Genomic DNA, 17,983 nt, shown 5'->3' with positions numbered 1-17,983 from the left:
TTTAGATCTGAACCTTAGCTTTAAGCATAATCATAGAATTATCATAACCCAACGTTCTAATAACTTCCTGGTTGTCGTTAGGACCGATATAAAACGAGTCAGTATCCTTATTCGAATTCAATGTATCTAATTGATATTTAATCTCAAAATTAACCGATGGCGTATAGTCGTAGCTCATTGTGACGCTAAACACCCCATCTTTATCATGCCGGTCCTTGTTCTGTTTTTTATAGTCTTCCGCAGTGTATGAATAATCCAGCAAAGTCGAAAAACGATTACCTAACCAGAAATGCTGGTAAGAAATGCCATACTGGGTCACTAAAATATATCCCCCAACTTCCGACGGGTCTTTAATGCTTTGCGCCGAGTGGGCCGTGAAAACCGACTGTTGTAGCGGCTTCCACTCTGCTTTTATGTCCCAGTTCAGACCATTAAAATCATGCGAGTTTGCGCTGTTTTCAAATGTTTTGTACAACCATGAAATATTCATGTCGACGTTGGTTTTTCCAGTCAACTGCGATTTCATGCCGTACAGCAAATAGTATTCATTAGTATCTTTTTCTGAGTTGTTGTCATAGCGACGCTGGTTAGTAATAAAGCTATAGCGAAAGCGTGTTCTGGATGTGTATTGGTCAAAAATTTCCGCGACCAAGCTATTTTCATGCCATTCCTGTTCCTGAATGTAATGGTAAAAATCCTCACTGGTATCCTGTACATCAGAAGTATTACCGAAAGTCAGTTTTTTGTATAACAACGCCAGTTCCGCTTTGCCACGCCCATCAGGCGCGCCATAGCTGTAGCGCAGTTCACTGTTGATGAAATTTGTCGTCAGCGGTGAGGTAATCCCATATTGCTGAAACTGACTGGGTAAAAAACCCTCAGTAATTCCGCGGCCACGGGATTCATGCCCAAGTGAATCCTCCAGATTGAGGGTTAAGCCATGCATGAGTCCATAACGCCAGGCCCCATTAAAACGGAAAAAATGATCGGTGTAGTTATCAGCAGAATCGCTTGAGTAGTTACGGTAATCCCCAGAGTACATCAGTAAATACTTATCCTGACCGCGCTCGCCGATCATACTCAGCACTGGCGCTGCGCTCTGAAACGAGGAACCGACAGCATCGCTGTTATGTGGCTGATAAGTCACGTTATCATTATAACCATAATCCACAGCGACCTTGCCCTGGAAGTCGATCCCCGCAAAGCCGATGTGTGATTTCGGTGTTAAATCAGCCCATGCGGGCTGCGATATCACGATTCCGGTAATAACGATTAATTTAGTATGCATTCTTACCGACAAATCCTTTGAAAATAGTTTTAATGATAATTTTTATATCCAGCCAAAGTGACCAGTTTTGAATGTACTCAATATCGTACTGAACCCGTTTTTCCATCTTATAAAGCGCATCGATTTCCCCACGAAAACCGTTAATCTGCGCAAGTCCGGTGATGCCAGGCTTTACCTTATGGCGGATCATGTAATTTTCGACCTGTTTGCGATACTGCTCATTATGCGTAACCGCATGGGGTCTGGGACCCACAATCGACATACTTCCCTGCAATACGTTAATAAATTGCGGAAGTTCATCCAGCGACGTACGGCGTAAGAAGCTACCGAATTTCGTCACCCGCGGATCGTTTTTCGTGGCCTGAATTACCGTATCGGAATTCTCCATAACGCGCATAGTGCGAAATTTCCAGACCTTAATTTTTTGCCCACTCAGGCCATACCTGTCTTGTTTGAAAAACACCGGCCCACGAGAAGTGAGTTTGATACCAATAGCAATAACCAACATCAGCGACGAAATCATCAGCATAATGATACTGCCAAGCACCAAATCCTCTGCCCGCTTAATAAACGAACCCGCCCCTTCAAACGGCGAGCTAAAGATGCCGATGGTTTGCAGGTTATGGATAGAACGTAACTTGGACATATTGTTGCTGTAGGTATAAAAGTCAGGAACAATATAGGTATCTACGGTGGTGTCTGACATCATGGTCAAAAAATGGCGGATGCGATGCAGCGCCACCATCGGTAAAGCGATATAGATTTCGTCTATATTTCCCAGTCGGGCTTCCTCAACCAGATTAATCACCGGGCCACGAAATGGGCTTTTGACCTTATCAACGATGTCGCCACAGCGCGATAACGCACGCTCATCATAAAAAGCCAAATCCAATTTGATATCGGCGTACTCATTCAGTAATGCGCTTTCCGCGGCCAGACCATTGTCGGTCAAACCAATAATCGCCACGCGCATACTCTTTTTCGTTGAATATTTAAAAATAAAAAAGCGAATGTAATAAAGAAAAGGTAATGGAATAAAGTACCAGTAAATAATGGCAGAATAAAAAGGCGAAGGTAGCCTGTCTAAGTAACCGAGGGACTCCGGCTCTGCCACCGTCATACTCACCAGCTCGTTAAAAAATATAGCCAACAGCGTACAAAAAAGTAACCGCTTTTGATTACGCAAACCAATCGTTTTAATCTTTTGCTGATAAATTTTGATATATTCCGCAAACAATAAAAAAAAGACGGAGAACAGAATACTCAGAATAGCAATGGTGTTAAATGGCATCAACCCCAGCAGATGAGCACTAAAAATTAACGTCACATTAATAACGATAAAATCAACCAGTTTTAAAAAGACTGGATATCCTTGACTGCTAATCTTTAGCGATTTTTTAAGCATATCTCAGCCCATTATCTATTGATATTTAATTATTTTTTTCTCATTTCATGATGCTAATTATATCACAAGTCTAAAAAACGCAATGCTCCATTGTCAGTAAATGTAAAAAATAATGTTTGCATGTGTGAAAATTCGCCGCTGCGTGATTTTATAACTATGATTTCAAAGGAAATTAACACAACCAAACCATTTACCATAAAATCAAAAAAGACGATTTTTCACAACAAAACCATCATTGACAGTTAACAATTTATGGTCTACGCGAAAACATTTTAGGTATGACAAATTTCACAATGGTGTTATTTGATTTATTTTGAATCACCCTTCCATTGCGGCTAAACACCACAATAAAAATATCTCAGCCAGCAACGCTTAAAAAGCGCACCCGCACGCTTAACCCACCTAAGATTTCGCTACGTGTCAGCTGCGGATGTGTACGGTGTAAACGCGCAATGTCGTTAACTAGCGCCAGACCAATTCCTGCGCCTGGGACATTGCCAACGTTATCGAGTCGATGAAACGGTAGCATCGCCTGATGAACCATCTGATCATCTATACCTGGTCCGCTATCCTCGATCATCAGCACCACGGCTTCGCCTTCACGCTGCAGTCGGGCTGTCACCACACCATGCGGCGGCGTATATTTCAGGGCGTTATCAAGTAGATTCCCACACAGTTCGCCGAGCAGGACTTCATCGCCCTCAATCCACACCGCGCCCTGTTCCCCCTCATAACCCAGATCGATAGCTTTACTGCGTGCCTGCGCCAGCCGGGTAAAACAACTGCTTTGTACCACCTCATACAAATTAACCGGTGAGAAGTGCTTTTCTCCCTGCTCTTTGCGCTTCACAGCCGACAGCTGAAGCAGCCTTTCCGTCAGTTGAATCGTGTTATCCAGAGTCACGCTCATGGCCTGTAAACTCTCGTACCACTGCTGAGGCTGCGGGCTGGCGAGGGCTACCGCCGCCTGAGTTTTCAGTACCGCCAGCGGCGTTTTGAGCTGATGGGATGCGTCCGCGCTGAAGCGTTCCTGACGAGAGATAAGGCCGCGCAGTCGGTCCAGATAGCGGTTAAACGCCACAATCAGCAGACGGGTTTCCGACCACGGCAACAGCTCCGGCAACGGCGTCAGCAGCCCAGGCTCGCGACGTACCATCAGCGATGACAACTGGCGCATCGGACGTAGCACCCGGCGCAGCAGCCAGCCAACCAGCACCAGCGTGAGCATTACCAGCAGTCCTTGCGAAACCCACGAGGAGAACAGCAACTGTCGCGCCAGATAACGCCGTGATTGCAGCGTTTCAGCGACATAAATCTCTGCCATGCCGATAATACCACCCTCGTTGACGGGCTGTAGCAAACGCGCCACGCGGATTGCTTCGCCGCGATATTCAGTGTGATAAAACCACGCCAGCGCCGGATAAAGTCGTGTGCGCGAGGTGGCAGGCGGCATCGCAGGTAAATCGTCATAACCTGATATCACCTTCCCCGCCGGGTCGACCACTTTGTAATACAGCCTGTCGTTCATATTCAGTTCAAAGCTGTCCAACACCACCCACGGCACATTCACTTCCAGCCGTTTATTACGCACCACTAACCGCTCAGAGACGGTTCTGGCGGACGAGAGCAGCGTCCGATCATACGCCTGCGTCGCCGCCTGTAACGCGCTGACATAGCTGTTAAACGCCGACAGCCCCCACAGCAACAGCAGCGGTAATCCCAGAAACATCAGCAGTTGCAGATACAACGACTGAGGCTTAACCCACCTCATCGCTACGCTCCAGCACATAGCCCAGACCACGTAGCGTGGCGATGCGTACATCGCTTCCCTGAAGTTTTTTACGCAGACGATGGATGTACAGTTCGATACTTTCTGGGCTGACCTCATCGCTCAAACTAAAGACCTGCTCAAACAACTGCTGGCGCGAAACCGGGCGCAACCGACGGTACATCAGCACCGTCAGCAGGGCCTGCTCACGCGGCGTAAGCGCCAACGGTTGCCCCTGCAACAGAAAGTAGCCTTCATCATGAAATGCCAGTTCGCCCAGTTGCTGTATGCCTTGTACCTGCCCCGCGCTGCGACGAAGCAAAGCCCGCAGCCGGGCATCCAGTTCCTCAATTTCAAACGGCTTTGCCAGATAATCATCGGCCCCGACGTTTAACCCTTTCACCCTGTCGGCCACCGCGCTGCGCGCCGTCAACAGCAGAACGGGGAGCGTCTGGCCGCGCTTGCGCAGCCGCTGGACGACTTCAAGACCGTCCAGCCCCGGCATATTGATGTCCAGCACCGCCAGCGCGTACGTTTCACTATGTAAAAGATGATCGGCCGCCTGACCATCAAAAACGCAGTCAACGGCAAAACCGTTTTGCACCAGCGCTTTCTCCAGCCAGTGAGCTAACTCACGGTTATCTTCCGCTAATAAGAGACGCATATCACATCCTGTAAAGTTTCTGCCGCATTGAAAGGGAATTGAAAGGTTAATGTTTTAACAATCACGCAACCGAACTGCTACACATCGGCTCACATAATCACAAAAATCTTCTTTCGTACCTGAAAATCCGGTTTTCCGGTGTGAGGATAAACAATGAAAAAACAATTACTTCGTACCCTTACTGCAAGCATTTTACTGATGAGTACCTCTGTTCTGGCAGAACAAGCGCCATCGCGCACCGAATGTATCGCCCCGGCGAAACCCGGCGGTGGCTTCGATCTCACCTGCAAGCTGATTCAGGTGAGCATGATGGAAACCGGCGCTATCGAAAAACCGATGCGCGTAACCTACATGCCCGGCGGCGTTGGCGCTGTGGCCTATAACGCAATCGTCGCTCAACGCCCGGCTGAAGCAGGTACCGTGGTGGCTTTCTCCGGCGGCTCCCTGTTGAACCTGTCACAAGGTAAATTTGGTCGCTATGGCGTGGATGACGTGCGCTGGTTGGCAAGCGTGGGCACGGATTACGGCATGATCGCCGTACGCCAGGACTCACCATGGAAGACGCTGAAAGATCTGCTGACGGCAATGGAAAAAGATCCTAACAGCGTAGTTATTGGCGCGGGTGCCTCAATCGGTAGTCAGGACTGGATGAAGTCGGCGCTGCTGGCGCAAAAAGCCAATGTCGATCCGCACAAGATGCGCTATGTAGCCTTTGAAGGCGGCGGCGAACCGGTTACCGCGTTGATGGGCAATCACGTACAGGTAGTTTCCGGCGATCTCAGCGAGATGGTGCCTTATCTCAGCGGCGAAAAAATCCGCGTGCTGGCGGTGTTCTCGGAAGAACGCCTGCCGGGTCAGTTAGCCAATGTGCCAACCGCCAAAGAGCAGGGTTACGGCCTGGTGTGGCCGATCATTCGTGGCTTCTACGTTGGACCAAAAGTCAGTGATGCCGAATACCAGTGGTGGGTCGATGCCTTTAACAAACTCCAGCAAACCGAGGAATTTAAAAAGCAGCGCGATCTCCGCGGCCTGTTCGAGTTCAACATGAGCGGTAAGCAGCTCGACGAGTACGTGAAGAAGCAGGTCACGGATTATCGTGAGCAGGCGAAAGCCTTCGGTCTGGCGAAATAAGCGCAGAGGCAAAGATGATGAGCGATCGTATTTTTGCAGGTATCTGGCTGTTGCTCTGTATAGCCGGGCTGTTCGTGGCCTGGCAAATCAGCAGCGAATACAGCTATGAGCCGGTTGGCCCGCGTCCCTTTCCGCTGGGCATTATCAGCCTGATGCTGTTATGCGCCGTGGCGCTGCTGTTGCGCCACCCGGACACCATCAGTTGGCCTCGCCGTCATGTGCTGCAAAAGCTGCTGACGATGGTGATTGTTCTGTTGATGTACGCCTGGGGTTTTGAATGGCTCGGTTTTCCCATCGCCACCGCCATTCTTACCGTGGTGATTGGCATGCTGTTCGGCGCAACCATTCCGGCTGCGGGTATTTCCGGCGCGGTCCTCGGTATTCTGTTGTGGTATGCCTTCGACCGGCTGCTTGACGTCACCTTACCACTCGGCGCCTGGCTGGGTTAACGGAGAAACGATGGATACCTGGATTTATCTTTCTCAGGGTTTCGCGGTGGCGATGACGCCGGAAAACCTGGTTATCGCCTTGATTGGCTGCTTTGTCGGCACCATCGTCGGGCTGCTGCCCGGCCTCGGGCCTATCAACGGCGTGGCGATCCTGCTGCCGCTGGCTTTCGCTTTGCACCTGCCGGCTGAATCCGCGCTGATCCTGCTGGCGACGGTCTACATTGGTTGTGAATACGGCGGGCGTATCTCCTCCATCCTGCTGAACGTGCCCGGCGATGCGGCAGCGATTATGACTGCGCTGGATGGCTACCCGATGGCGCAGCAAGGGCGCGGCGGCGTCGCGCTCTCTATCTCGGCGGTCAGCTCATTCTTTGGTTCGCTTATCGCTATCGGCGGCATCATTCTGTTTGCCCCAGCGTTAGCCCAATGGTCGCTGGCCTTCGGTCCGGCGGAATACTTTGCCTTAATGGTTTTCGCCATTGCCTGTCTCGGCAGCATGATGGCGCAAAATCCACTGAAATCATTTCTGGCAGCGCTTATCGGTCTCGGCCTTGCGACCGTCGGCGTGGACGCCAACACCGGGGTTTATCGCTTTACCTTTGACAGTGTTCATCTCTCCGACGGCGTGCAGTTTATCGTGGTAGTAATTGGGTTGTTCTCTGTCTCAGAAATACTGTTAATGCTGGAACATACCAGCAGTGGCCAGACGCTGGTGCGTAAAACGGGCCGCATGTTGTTCAATGCCAAAGAAGGTGCGCAGTGCGTGGGCGCCACCCTGCGTTCATCGGTGATCGGCTTTTTCGTCGGCGTCCTGCCTGGCGCAGGGGCCACCATTGCCAGCGCTATCACATACATGACCGAGAAAAAGCTCAGCGGCAACAGCGACAGCTTCGGCAAAGGGGATATTCGCGGTGTGGCGGCACCTGAGGCCGCGAACAATGCCTCGGCCTGTGGCTCTTTTATTCCGATGCTGACGCTCGGCGTTCCAGGCTCCGGCACCACGGCAGTGATGATGGGCGCGCTGACCCTGTACAACATCACCCCTGGCCCGGCGATGTTCACCGAACAACCGGATATCGTTTGGGGACTGATTGCGGCGCTGCTGATTGCCAACGTGATGCTGCTGGTGATGAACATCCCGCTGATCGGTCTGTTTACCCGTATGCTGACCATCCCACTGTGGTTTTTGGTGCCCGCTATCGCAGCAGTCTCAGCGGTAGGCGTGTACGCCGTTCACAGCACTACCTTTGATCTGGTGTTGATGGTCGCCCTTGGCGTACTAGGCTACATTCTGCGTAAGATGCACTTCCCGATGTCGCCATTAATTTTAGGCTTCGTGCTGGGCGAAATGCTGGAGCAAAATCTGCGCCGGGCGCTGTCTATCAGTAACGGCAGCATGGATATTCTGTGGGCCAGCGGCGTAGCAAAAGTGCTGCTGGTGATGGCGGTACTGGTTATCGTGATCCCGCCGGTGCTGCGCCTGATCCGTAAGCGTAACAGCAAACCGCAGGTGGATATCGGCTAGTAATATGCCGGATGGGCATCGCCATCCGGCATTTTCATCTTAATTCCTGAACTGCACTAAGAACGTGCTCGACAAACCGCGTCAGTTTCGGCAACGCACGCAAATCTTGCCGCCACAGCAGATGAATGGGTCGCGGCTGCGGCGTAAACGCCTCCAGCACCCGCACCAGTCTGCCAGTAGCTAACTCTTCCGCCAGCAGCACCTCCGGTTGTAACAGCAGCCCCGCCCCCGCCACTGCCGCCATACGCAGGCCATGACCATCGTTACAGCGCAGGATCGCATCGCGTTTCCATCTGACTTCGCCCCCTGCGCCCGGTAGCATCCATTCGTTGCGGGCCGTCCAGACGGTGTGGGACAGGCACAAATGATCCACCAGATCCGCGGGCGTGAAGGGGGTGCCATGACGAGCGAGATAATCCGGCGAAGCGCAAATCGCCATACGGTACGGACACAGATATTTCGCCACCACATCAGTCTGATGGATATCGCCAATGCGGATCGCCAGGTCAACCCCTTCATTCACCAGATCGACCATCCGATTGGTCAGATCCAGTTCAATTCGCACTTCCGGCCAGGCCTGTAAAAACGAGGCGGCCAACGGCGAGATCACGCAGGCACCAAAGGAGGTTGGCGCGCTGATGCGCAGCGTCCCCGCAGGCGCCAGCCGCAGACGCTCCACTGAACGTTCGGCTATCGTCACCTGTTCCAGCACACGCCGGGCTTCTTCAAAATAGACACGACCGGCATCGGTCAGACTCTGGCGACGCGTGTTGCGCTCCAGCAGGCGCGTACCGAGTTGCGCTTCAAGGTGGGTGATATATTTCCCCACCATCACCGCAGACATCCCCAGTCGCGTTGCCGCGGTGGTAAAGCTCCCGCTCTCCACCACCGCGATAAACGTTTCCATGCCGCGCAGTTTATCCATATTGCAAACCCCTGGTTAGTAATCATCTAACTTTTAGCCAGTTTATCCGATTTCATTTTCATTAAAGAATAGCGGCTCACACTATTGCGGAGGTGGTTATGAAAATTGTTATTGTTGGTGCCAGCGGTACGGTGGGTCGTGCGGTTACAGAAACATTAAGCCGTAAACATGAAATGATCCGTGTGGGTCGCAGCCAGGGTGATTACCAGGTCGATATCACCTCCCAGAAGAGTGTCGAGGCATTGTTTGAAAAAGTCGGTCGGGTAGACGCGATCGTTTCCGCCACCGGCAATTTGTTCTTTGGGCCGTTATCCACCATGACCGATCGGGATTTTAATCAGGGTTTACAGGATAAGCTGTTAGGGCAAATACGACTGGCCTTAACCGGGCAGCATTACCTCAATGATGGCGGCTCGATTACGCTCATTAGCGGTATTATCGCTCATGAACCCATCGCGCAAGGCACAAATGCGGCAACAATCAATGCCGGTCTGGAAGGGTTTGTTCGCGCAGCAGCCTGTGAATTGGGTCGTGGGCTGCGCATCAACCTGATTAGCCCAACCGTGCTCAGTGAATCCGCCGCAGCCTATGACGATTTCTTCCCGGGCTTCGAAAGCGTCCCGGCCGCCACCGTTGCCAACGCCTATCGCCGCAGTGTGGAAGGCATCCAAACGGGTCGCATTTATCAAGTCGGTTACTGACTTGCCGCTGTCGCTGGTTTATCGCCAGCGACAGAATAATTAACCCTATGTTTTAAAATACATTTTCTTGCCCACCTTCCCTCTACTCGCAGATATCCTCACCTTTTATAATGTTAAATAATTGTTGCTTTTGATCACAAATAATAAACAAACAAGTTCATTCTGTGCGCGTTTTTCAAAAATGTAGATATTTTTAATTTATGGCTACGAAACGAGCTGCGCCATATCTCCCTGACAATCTACTGAGAGGATCGATTTGATGAACGCACTGACTGCCGTACAACCGAACGCTAAAGATCCAGCCCAGCACTACAGCGGTTTCACACTGAAACCATCAGTCCAGTCTCCACGTCTGTTGGAGCTGACTTTTTCTGCCGAGACCACTGAGCAATTTCTACAGGCCGTCGCGCAGTGGCCGGTGCAGGCCCTGGAATACAAATCTTTCTTGCGTTTCAAAGTGGGCAAGATCCTCGATGATTTGTGCGGCAACCAGTTACAGCCCCTGCTGCTGAAAACGCTGCTCGATCGTGCCGAAGGGGCGCTGCTGATCAACGCCGTCGGCGTGGATGACGTGGCGCAGGCTGAAGAGATGGTCAAGCTGGCAACGGCGGTCGCGCATCTGATCGGACGCTCCAATTTTGATGCGATGAGCGGTCAATACTATGCCCGTTTTGTGGTGAAAAACGTCGATAACTCAGACAGCTATCTGCGCCAGCCGCACCGTGTTATGGAGCTGCATAACGACGGAACCTACCTCGAAGAAATCACCGATTACGTGCTGATGATGAAGATCGACGAGCAGAACATGACCGGCGGTAACTCGCTGCTGCTGCATCTCGACGACTGGGAGCATCTGGATCAGTACTTTACCCATCCGTTGGCGCGTCGTGCGATGCGCTTTGCCGCCCCGCCAAGCAAAAACGTCAGCAAGGATGTGTTCCATCCGGTGTTTGACGTTGACCAGTTGGGCCGCCCGGTAATGCGCTACATCGACCAGTTCGTCCAGCCAAAAGACTATGAAGAAGGCGTCTGGCTGAGCGACTTGTCCGATGCGCTGGAAACCAGCAAGAACATTATTTCCGTTCCGGTTCCCGTGGGTAAATTCCTGCTGATTAACAACCTGTTCTGGCTGCACGGTCGCGACCGCTTCACCTCGCACCCTGACCTGCGCCGCGAACTGATGCGCCAGCGTGGTTATTTCGCTTACGCGACCAACCACTACCAGACCCATCAGTAAGCGCGAAGGAAAAAAGCGGATGTATGATTTTGTGATTATTGGCGGCGGTATTATCGGCATGTCGACCGCCATGCAACTGATTGATGTCTATCCGGACGCCAGAATCGCGCTGCTGGAAAAAGAGTCCGGCCCGGCCTGTCACCAGACGGGCCATAACAGCGGCGTGATTCATGCCGGGGTTTATTACACGCCTGGCAGCCTGAAGGCGCAGTTTTGCCTGGCCGGAAATCGCGCCACCAAAGCCTTTTGTGATCAAAACGGCATCCGCTACGACGTCTGCGGGAAAATGCTGGTTGCCACTTCCGCTCTGGAAATGGAACGCATGCGCGCGCTATGGGATCGCACGGCCGCTAACGGCCTGGAACGCGAATGGCTGAATGCGCAGGAGCTACGCGAGCGTGAACCCAATATCACCGGGCTGGGCGGCATTTTCGTCCCGTCGAGCGGGATCGTCAGCTACCGCGAAGTAACCGCCGCGATGGCAAAGATTTTCCAGGCCAAGGGCGGTGAGATTGTTTATAACGCCGAGGTCAGCGCGCTGAAAGAGCATGCCGCGGGCGTGATCGTCCATACCCGTCAGGGTCAGGAGTATGAAGGGTCAACGCTGATTAGCTGTTCTGGCCTGATGGCGGACCGACTGGTGAAAATGCTCGGCGTTGAACCCGGCTTTATCATCTGTCCGTTCCGTGGCGAATACTTCCGTCTGGCGTCAGAACATAATCAGATAGTCAATCATCTGATCTACCCGATCCCCGACCCGGCGATGCCGTTTCTCGGTGTACATCTCACCCGCATGATTGATGGCAGCGTCACGGTGGGACCCAACGCGGTACTGGCATTTAAACGCGAAGGCTACCGCAAACGCGATTTCTCACTCAGCGATACGCTGGAGATCTTCGGCTCTTCCGGCATCCGCCGCGTACTGCAAAACAACCTGCGCTCCGGGCTTGGCGAAATGAAGAATTCGCTGTGCAAAAGCGGCTACCTGCGGCTGGTGCAAAAGTATTGTCCGAGTCTGACGCAGAAAGATCTGCAACCGTGGCCTGCAGGCGTGCGGGCGCAGGCTGTGTCTCCGGACGGCAAGCTGATCGACGATTTCTTGTTTGTCACTACGCCACGCTCCATTCATACCTGCAACGCCCCTTCTCCGGCGGCGACATCAGCGATCCCTATCGGCGCGCATATTGTCGGCAAAGTTCATGCACTGCTGGAGAGCCAGAGTAATCCCGGACGCACGCTGCGTGCGGCACGTAGCGTGGAGACATTACACGCCGCATTTACCCGTTAAACCGATTAAGACAGGAAGCAATCATGCAACTGAACGATCCAACCTTATTTCGCCAACAGGCGTTGATTGACGGCAACTGGCGTGACGCCAACAACGGCGAGACCATCGCGGTGACCAATCCCGCCAACAGTCAGCAATTGGGTAGCGTACCGAAAATGGGGGCAGATGAAACTCGCGAAGCGATTAACGCCGCTAACCGCGCCCTGCCGGCCTGGCGTGCGCTGACCGCCAAAGAGCGAGCCAATATCCTGCGCCGCTGGTTCAACCTGATGATTGAACATCAGGACGATCTTGCTCGTCTGATGACCCTGGAACAGGGTAAGCCGCTGGCGGAAGCCAAAGGCGAAATCACCTATGCCGCCTCATTTATTGAGTGGTTTGCCGAAGAGGGCAAACGCATTTATGGCGATACGATCCCCGGCCATCAGGCAGATAAGCGTCTGATCGTCATCAAGCAACCAATCGGCGTGACCGCCGCGATTACGCCGTGGAACTTCCCGGCGGCGATGATCACCCGCAAAGCCGGTCCGGCACTGGCGGCGGGTTGCACCATGGTGCTTAAACCGGCCAGCCAAACCCCCTATTCCGCACTGGCGCTGGCAGAGCTGGCCAATCGCGCCGGGATCCCGGCTGGCGTATTCAGCGTGGTGACCGGTTCAGCAAGCGCGGTCGGTAACGAACTGACCGGCAACCCGCTGGTGCGCAAACTGTCATTTACCGGCTCCACCGAAATTGGCCGTCAGCTGATGGAACAGTGTGCCAAAGACATCAAGAAGGTGTCACTGGAGCTGGGTGGCAATGCGCCGTTTATCGTCTTTGACGATGCCGATCTCGACAAAGCGGTGGAAGGCGCGCTGGCGTCGAAGTTCCGTAACGCCGGGCAAACCTGCGTCTGCGCCAACCGTCTGTACGTTCAGGCCGGTGTGTATGACCAGTTTGCCGAAAAACTCGAACAGGCGGTGAGCAAGCTGCGCCTCGGTGATGGTCTGCAACCAGATGTCACTACCGGGCCGCTGATCGACGAAAAAGCGGTCGCCAAAGTGCAGGAGCACATCGCCGATGCCCTGGATAAAGGCGCACGCATTATCGCTGGCGGTAAACCTCATGCGCTGGGCGGGAACTTCTTCCAGCCCACCATTCTGGTCGATGTGCCGGACAACGCGAAGGTCGCCAAAGAAGAGACATTTGGCCCGCTGGCGCCGCTGTTTCGCTTTAAAGACGAAGCTAACGTCATCGCACAGGCCAATGACACCGAGTTTGGCCTGGCAGCCTATTTCTACGCCCGTGATTTAAGCCGCGTCTTCCGCGTTGGCGAAGCGCTGGAGTACGGCATCGTCGGGATTAACACCGGCATCATCTCCAACGAAGTCGCCCCATTTGGGGGGATCAAAGCCTCCGGTCTTGGCCGTGAAGGATCGAAATACGGCATCGAAGACTACTTAGAAATCAAATATATGTGCATCGGCCTTTAATAAAACAAATACTGGAGAACACCTGATGAGCACCAACAAAGAACTTATGCAACGTCGCAGCAACGCCGTTCCCCGTGGCGTAGGACAGATCCACCCTATTTTTGCCGAGCGGGCAGAAAATTGCCGGGTCTGGGACGTTGAAGGCCGCGAATTCCTCGATTTTGCTGGCGGTATTGCGGTGCTGAATACCGGTCACCTGCACCCGCAGATTGTTTCTGCGGTAGAAGCGCAGTTGAAAAAACTGTCGCATACCTGCTTCCAGGTGCTGGCCTATGAGCCATACCTGGAGCTGTGCGAAATCATGAACAAGAAAGTGCCGGGCGATTTCGCCAAGAAAACTCTGCTGGTGACCACCGGTTCTGAAGCCGTGGAAAACGCGGTGAAAATTGCCCGCGCCGCCACCAAACGTACAGGTACGATCGCCTTCAGCGGTGCTTATCATGGTCGTACCCACTACACCCTGTCTCTGACCGGAAAAGTAAATCCGTACTCTGCCGGAATGGGACTGATGCCGGGTCACGTCTATCGCGCGCTGTATCCTTGCCCGCTGCATGGCATCAGCGAAGATGATGCTATCGCCAGCATTCATCGTATTTTCAAAAATGATGCCGCGCCGGAAGACGTTGCCGCCATCGTAATTGAACCCGTCCAGGGCGAAGGCGGTTTTTACGCGGCCACCCCGGCATTTATGCAGCGTCTGCGCGCCATTTGTGACGAACACGGGATCATGCTGATTGCCGATGAAGTGCAGAGCGGCGCAGGCCGCACCGGTACGCTGTTCGCCATGGAGCAGATGGGCGTAGCACCCGATCTTACCACCTTCGCCAAATCTATCGCTGGCGGCTTCCCGCTGGCAGGAGTAACCGGTCGCGCCGAAGTCATGGACGCTATCCCGCCGGGTGGCCTGGGCGGTACCTATGCCGGTAACCCGATTGCCTGTGCCGCCGCGCTGGCGGTGCTGAACATTTTCGAACAGGAAAATCTGCTGCAAAAGGCCAACGAACTGGGGCAAACCTTGCGCGAAGGCCTGCTTGCTATCGCCGAAACGCATCGCGAAATTGGCGACGTGCGTGGGCTGGGGGCGATGATCGCCATCGAACTGTTCGAAGACGGCGACCATACGAAGCCAGACGCCAAACTTACCGCGGAAGTGGTGGCCCGTGCGCGTGATAAAGGTCTGATCCTGCTCTCCTGCGGACCTTACTACAACGTACTGCGCATCCTTGTCCCGCTGACCATTGAAGATGCGCAAATTCGCCAGGGGCTGGATATCATCGCCCAGTGTTTTGCTGAGGCGAAGCAGGGCTAACTATACAAAAAAGCAATCCATAGGCCGGATAAAGCGGAGCCGCCATCCGGCACATAGGGTCAATAACAATAATACGCGTGCCCCGGCGCGGGAATGCCGGGGTGCTCTCCCAAGTGAAATACTTTCGAGAGGTTTAAAAGATGGGGCAAGTGTCACAATCACATGATTTAGGGGGCGGGCTGAAATCACGCCACGTCACCATGCTGTCTATTGCCGGGGTTATCGGCGCGAGTTTATTCGTAGGTTCAAGCGTGGCGATTGCAGAAGCCGGTCCCGCCGTATTATTAGCTTATCTGTTTGCCGGACTTTTGGTGGTGATGATTATGCGCATGCTGGCCGAAATGGCCGTCGCCACCCCGGATACCGGCTCCTTTTCCACCTACGCCGATAAAGCCATCGGCCCATGGGCAGGTTATACCATCGGCTGGTTGTACTGGTGGTTCTGGGTGTTGGTTATCCCATTGGAGGCCAATATTGCCGCCATCATTCTGCATTCCTGGATCCCTGGCATACCTGTCTGGTTATTTTCTCTGGTTATCACGCTGGCATTAACTGGCAGTAATTTGCTGAGCGTCAAAAATTACGGTGAATTCGAATTCTGGCTGGCGCTGTGCAAAGTGATTGCCATTCTGGCGTTTATTGTCCTCGGCGCGGTGGCGATTAGCGGTTTCTATCCTTATGCCGAGGTTAGCGGCGTTTCACGCCTGTGGGATCAGGGCGGCTTTATGCCGAACGGTTTTGGCGCCGTACTCAGCGCGATGCTGATCACCATGTTCTCCTTCATGGGCGCAGAGATTGTCACCATCGCCGCCGCCGAGTCCGACACCCCGGATAAACACATCGTCCGCGCTACCAACTCGGTTATCTGGCGTATATCCATCTTCTATCTGTGCTCCATTTTCGTGGTGGTGGCGCTGATCCCATGGAACATGCCGGGGCTAAAAGAAGTGGGTTCTTACCGCTCGGTCCTGGAGTTATTGCATATCCCACACGCGAAGTTGATCATGGACTGCGTCATTTTGTTGTCGGTGACCAGTTGCCTGAACTCCGCGCTGTATACCTCATCCCGTATGCTCTACTCTCTGAGCCGTCGTGGCGATGCTCCCGCTTTTATGGGGAAAACAAACCGCAGTAAAACGCCTTACGTGGCGGTGTTGCTGTCTACGGGGGCGGCGTTCCTCACCGTGGTGGTCAACTATTACGCCCCGGCCAAAGTGTTTAAATTCCTGATCGACAGCTCTGGCGCTATCGCTCTGTTGGTTTATCTGGTAATCGCTATTTCCCAACTGCGGATGCGCAAAATTCTGCTGGCGCGAGGTGGTGAAATTAAACTGAAAATGTGGCTTTATCCGTGGCTTACCTGGCTGGTCATCGCCTTTATTATCTTTGTGCTGGTGGTCATGCTCTTTCGCCCGGCGCAACAACTGGAAGTCATCTCTACCGGGTTATTAGCCATAGGAATTATTTGCACGGTGCCCATTATGGCACGCTGGAAAAAACTGCTATCGTGGCAAAAAGCACCATTGCAAAATACGCATTAAATCTGTTCCCGGCGCACGCCGGGACATTTATTCAGGAGTAAGACCATGACCGCCATTCCCCAACCGACGGCCATTGATGGATACCGCTGGCTAAAGAACGACATCATCCGCGGTATTTATCAGCCTGATGAGAAACTGCGTATGAGCCTTCTGACCTCGCGCTACGAGCTTGGCGTGGGACCGCTGCGCGAAGCGCTTTCACAGCTGGTGGCGGAGCGACTGGTCACGGTGGTCAATCAGAAAGGGTATCGTGTCGCCCCGATGTCCGAGCAGGAATTGCTCGATATTTTCGATGCCCGCGCCAATATGGAGGCCATGCTGGTCGCGCTGGCCATCGAACGCGGCGACGATGCCTGGGAAGCGGAGATTTTAGCCCGGGCGCATATGCTCAGTAAGCTTGAAGCCGTGGACGCCAGCGAACAGATGCTTGATGAATGGGATCAGCGCCATCAGGCGTTTCACTCGGCGATTGTCGCCGGCTGCGGTTCCCAATATCTGCTGCAAATGCGCGAACGATTGTTTGATTTAGCGGCGCGTTACCGGTTTATCTGGCTACGTAAAACGGTGCTGTCAGTTGAGATGCTGGAAGATAAACACGATCAGCATCAAACGCTGACCGAAGCGATTCTGGCACGCGATGCCGTGCGCGCTAGCGAATTAATGCGCCAGCACCTGCTGACGCCGATTCCAATTATTCAACAGGCGATGGCCGGCAAGCTACTGACGGAATAAGCCTGCACTTCATCATTCTTCCGGAATACGTAACACCTGCCCGGGATAAATTTTATCCGGGCTTTTCAGCATCGGTTTATTCGCTTCGAAGATTTTATTGTACAGGTTAGCGTTACCGTAAACCTGTTTGGCAATAGCGCTCAGGGTATCGCCCGCTTTCACGGTATAAAACTGACTTTCGCTCGCGGGTGCAGAGGTTTTGACCTGATCGTCTACGCTGGCGATACCGGAGATATTACCAATCGCAATCAGGATTTTCTCTTTCGCTTCCTGGCTTAATCCATCACCAGAAACGGTGGCCTTGCCTTCGTTAATTTGAACGTTCACCTTATCTGCATCGGGGATGCCGGTTTTATTTAGGTGTTCCTGCACCTTCTTCGCCAGATCGGCCGTGTCATGATTTCCGGTGACCGCATCCCAAAGTTTTTCACCTGCATCTTTCACAAAATTGAAGAGTCCCATATCCACCTCGGTTATTAACAAGCAACACCAGGAAGTGTAGCAGAGGAGAGAGGACGGCAAAGAAAACGGCGCAAATGCGCCGTTTA

16 protein-coding genes are annotated in these 17,983 nt (G+C 53.0%); 10 read left to right on the top strand and 6 right to left on the bottom strand.

All coding sequences use genetic code 11. From position 1 onward, the window contains the following. Position 1: 1 nt before the first annotated feature. The 4 genes from FDX14_RS11045 to tctD all read right to left on the bottom strand — a co-directional run bounded on the left by FDX14_RS11045 (position 2) and on the right by tctD (position 5,125). A complete protein-coding gene (locus FDX14_RS11045; RefSeq protein ID WP_061382310.1) occupies positions 2-1,288 on the bottom strand; it encodes an outer membrane beta-barrel protein in 1,287 nt (428 codons plus the stop codon). After that, on the bottom strand, positions 1,278-2,693 hold the full coding sequence (locus FDX14_RS11040; protein WP_061382311.1) for an undecaprenyl-phosphate glucose phosphotransferase: 1,416 nt from the start codon (positions 2,691-2,693) through the stop codon (positions 1,278-1,280). The genes FDX14_RS11045 and FDX14_RS11040 overlap by 11 nt, the downstream gene beginning before the upstream one ends. A gap of 358 nt (positions 2,694-3,051) precedes the next feature. After that, a complete protein-coding gene (locus FDX14_RS11035; RefSeq protein ID WP_042313175.1) occupies positions 3,052-4,464 on the bottom strand; it encodes a sensor histidine kinase in 1,413 nt (470 codons plus the stop codon). Continuing rightward, complete coding sequence (gene tctD / locus FDX14_RS11030; protein WP_042313173.1) at positions 4,451-5,125, bottom strand: transcriptional regulator TctD; 675 nt, start codon at positions 5,123-5,125, stop codon at positions 4,451-4,453. The genes FDX14_RS11035 and tctD overlap by 14 nt, the downstream gene beginning before the upstream one ends. Positions 5,126-5,278: 153 nt before the next feature. On the opposite strand from tctD, the gene FDX14_RS11025 reads away from it, so the two are divergent. From FDX14_RS11025 to FDX14_RS11015, 3 genes are read left to right on the top strand one after another with little or no spacing between them, the layout of a single operon-like run. Continuing rightward, on the top strand, positions 5,279-6,256 hold the full coding sequence (locus tag FDX14_RS11025; RefSeq protein WP_137349513.1) for a Bug family tripartite tricarboxylate transporter substrate binding protein: 978 nt from the start codon (positions 5,279-5,281) through the stop codon (positions 6,254-6,256). A 14-nt stretch (positions 6,257-6,270) separates the two neighbouring features. After that, entirely contained in the window at positions 6,271-6,705 is a 435-nt protein-coding gene (locus FDX14_RS11020) for a tripartite tricarboxylate transporter TctB family protein (RefSeq protein ID WP_094301039.1), read from the top strand. A 10-nt stretch (positions 6,706-6,715) separates the two neighbouring features. Continuing rightward, on the top strand, positions 6,716-8,230 hold the full coding sequence (locus FDX14_RS11015) for a tripartite tricarboxylate transporter permease (RefSeq protein WP_042313169.1): 1,515 nt from the start codon (positions 6,716-6,718) through the stop codon (positions 8,228-8,230). Between the two features lie 34 nt (positions 8,231-8,264). On the opposite strand, the gene FDX14_RS11010 is transcribed toward FDX14_RS11015, so the two are convergent. Continuing rightward, positions 8,265-9,155 (bottom strand): LysR substrate-binding domain-containing protein, encoded by an 891-nt coding sequence (locus FDX14_RS11010; protein ID WP_079226110.1) that lies wholly within the window; start codon positions 9,153-9,155, stop codon positions 8,265-8,267. A gap of 98 nt (positions 9,156-9,253) precedes the next feature. Between FDX14_RS11010 and FDX14_RS11005 the strand changes: the two genes are divergently transcribed. From FDX14_RS11005 to csiR, 7 genes are all read left to right on the top strand, one after another. Continuing rightward, a complete protein-coding gene (locus tag FDX14_RS11005) occupies positions 9,254-9,856 on the top strand; it encodes a short chain dehydrogenase (protein ID WP_137349512.1) in 603 nt (200 codons plus the stop codon). Positions 9,857-10,115: 259 nt separating this feature from the next. Continuing rightward, positions 10,116-11,093, top strand: a complete 978-nt coding sequence (gene glaH / locus FDX14_RS11000) for a glutarate dioxygenase GlaH (protein ID WP_137349511.1) — start codon at positions 10,116-10,118, stop codon at positions 11,091-11,093. A 19-nt stretch (positions 11,094-11,112) separates the two neighbouring features. Continuing rightward, a complete protein-coding gene (gene lhgD / locus FDX14_RS10995; protein WP_137349510.1) occupies positions 11,113-12,381 on the top strand; it encodes an L-2-hydroxyglutarate dehydrogenase in 1,269 nt (422 codons plus the stop codon). Between the two features lie 23 nt (positions 12,382-12,404). Further along, positions 12,405-13,853, top strand: coding sequence for an NADP-dependent succinate-semialdehyde dehydrogenase (gene gabD / locus FDX14_RS10990; protein ID WP_137349509.1), 1,449 nt, complete (start codon positions 12,405-12,407; stop codon positions 13,851-13,853). A gap of 25 nt (positions 13,854-13,878) precedes the next feature. Continuing rightward, positions 13,879-15,162, top strand: coding sequence for a 4-aminobutyrate--2-oxoglutarate transaminase (gabT, locus tag FDX14_RS10985; protein WP_042313152.1), 1,284 nt, complete (start codon positions 13,879-13,881; stop codon positions 15,160-15,162). Positions 15,163-15,302: 140 nt separating this feature from the next. Then, positions 15,303-16,703, top strand: coding sequence for a GABA permease (gene gabP, locus FDX14_RS10980; RefSeq protein WP_061382313.1), 1,401 nt, complete (start codon positions 15,303-15,305; stop codon positions 16,701-16,703). A 45-nt stretch (positions 16,704-16,748) separates the two neighbouring features. Then, entirely contained in the window at positions 16,749-17,435 is a 687-nt protein-coding gene (csiR, locus tag FDX14_RS10975) for a DNA-binding transcriptional regulator CsiR (RefSeq protein WP_061382314.1), read from the top strand. 12 nt (positions 17,436-17,447) lie between these two features. Here the strand turns inward: csiR and lysM are convergent, their stop codons facing one another. Further along, the gene (gene lysM / locus FDX14_RS10970) at positions 17,448-17,897 is read right to left on the bottom strand and encodes a peptidoglycan-binding protein LysM (protein ID WP_038632949.1); all 450 of its coding nucleotides are present in this window, start codon (positions 17,895-17,897) and stop codon (positions 17,448-17,450) included. Positions 17,898-17,983 lie beyond the last annotated feature (86 nt).

Origin of the sequence: Citrobacter sp. wls710, assembly GCF_005281115.1 — a bacterium.
In the GTDB taxonomy this organism is placed as follows: domain Bacteria; phylum Pseudomonadota; class Gammaproteobacteria; order Enterobacterales; family Enterobacteriaceae; genus Citrobacter; species Citrobacter werkmanii.
This window is presented reverse-complemented; position numbering and strand designations above follow the sequence as displayed.

Excerpts from the sequence above, each read along its gene's own strand:
- FDX14_RS11045 (WP_061382310.1), bottom strand. The coding sequence starts at position 1,288 with ATGCATACTAAATTAATCGTTATTACCGGAATCGTGATATCGCAGCCC.
- FDX14_RS11040 (WP_061382311.1), bottom strand. The coding sequence starts at position 2,693 with ATGCTTAAAAAATCGCTAAAGATTAGCAGTCAAGGATATCCAGTCTTT.
- FDX14_RS11035 (WP_042313175.1), bottom strand. The coding sequence starts at position 4,464 with ATGAGGTGGGTTAAGCCTCAGTCGTTGTATCTGCAACTGCTGATGTTT.
- tctD (WP_042313173.1), bottom strand. The coding sequence starts at position 5,125 with ATGCGTCTCTTATTAGCGGAAGATAACCGTGAGTTAGCTCACTGGCTG.
- FDX14_RS11025 (WP_137349513.1), top strand. The coding sequence starts at position 5,279 with ATGAAAAAACAATTACTTCGTACCCTTACTGCAAGCATTTTACTGATG.
- FDX14_RS11020 (WP_094301039.1), top strand. The coding sequence starts at position 6,271 with ATGATGAGCGATCGTATTTTTGCAGGTATCTGGCTGTTGCTCTGTATA.
- FDX14_RS11015 (WP_042313169.1), top strand. The coding sequence starts at position 6,716 with ATGGATACCTGGATTTATCTTTCTCAGGGTTTCGCGGTGGCGATGACG.
- FDX14_RS11010 (WP_079226110.1), bottom strand. The coding sequence starts at position 9,155 with ATGGATAAACTGCGCGGCATGGAAACGTTTATCGCGGTGGTGGAGAGC.
- FDX14_RS11005 (WP_137349512.1), top strand. The coding sequence starts at position 9,254 with ATGAAAATTGTTATTGTTGGTGCCAGCGGTACGGTGGGTCGTGCGGTT.
- glaH (WP_137349511.1), top strand. The coding sequence starts at position 10,116 with ATGAACGCACTGACTGCCGTACAACCGAACGCTAAAGATCCAGCCCAG.
- lhgD (WP_137349510.1), top strand. The coding sequence starts at position 11,113 with ATGTATGATTTTGTGATTATTGGCGGCGGTATTATCGGCATGTCGACC.
- gabD (WP_137349509.1), top strand. The coding sequence starts at position 12,405 with ATGCAACTGAACGATCCAACCTTATTTCGCCAACAGGCGTTGATTGAC.
- gabT (WP_042313152.1), top strand. The coding sequence starts at position 13,879 with ATGAGCACCAACAAAGAACTTATGCAACGTCGCAGCAACGCCGTTCCC.
- gabP (WP_061382313.1), top strand. The coding sequence starts at position 15,303 with ATGGGGCAAGTGTCACAATCACATGATTTAGGGGGCGGGCTGAAATCA.
- csiR (WP_061382314.1), top strand. The coding sequence starts at position 16,749 with ATGACCGCCATTCCCCAACCGACGGCCATTGATGGATACCGCTGGCTA.
- lysM (WP_038632949.1), bottom strand. The coding sequence starts at position 17,897 with ATGGGACTCTTCAATTTTGTGAAAGATGCAGGTGAAAAACTTTGGGAT.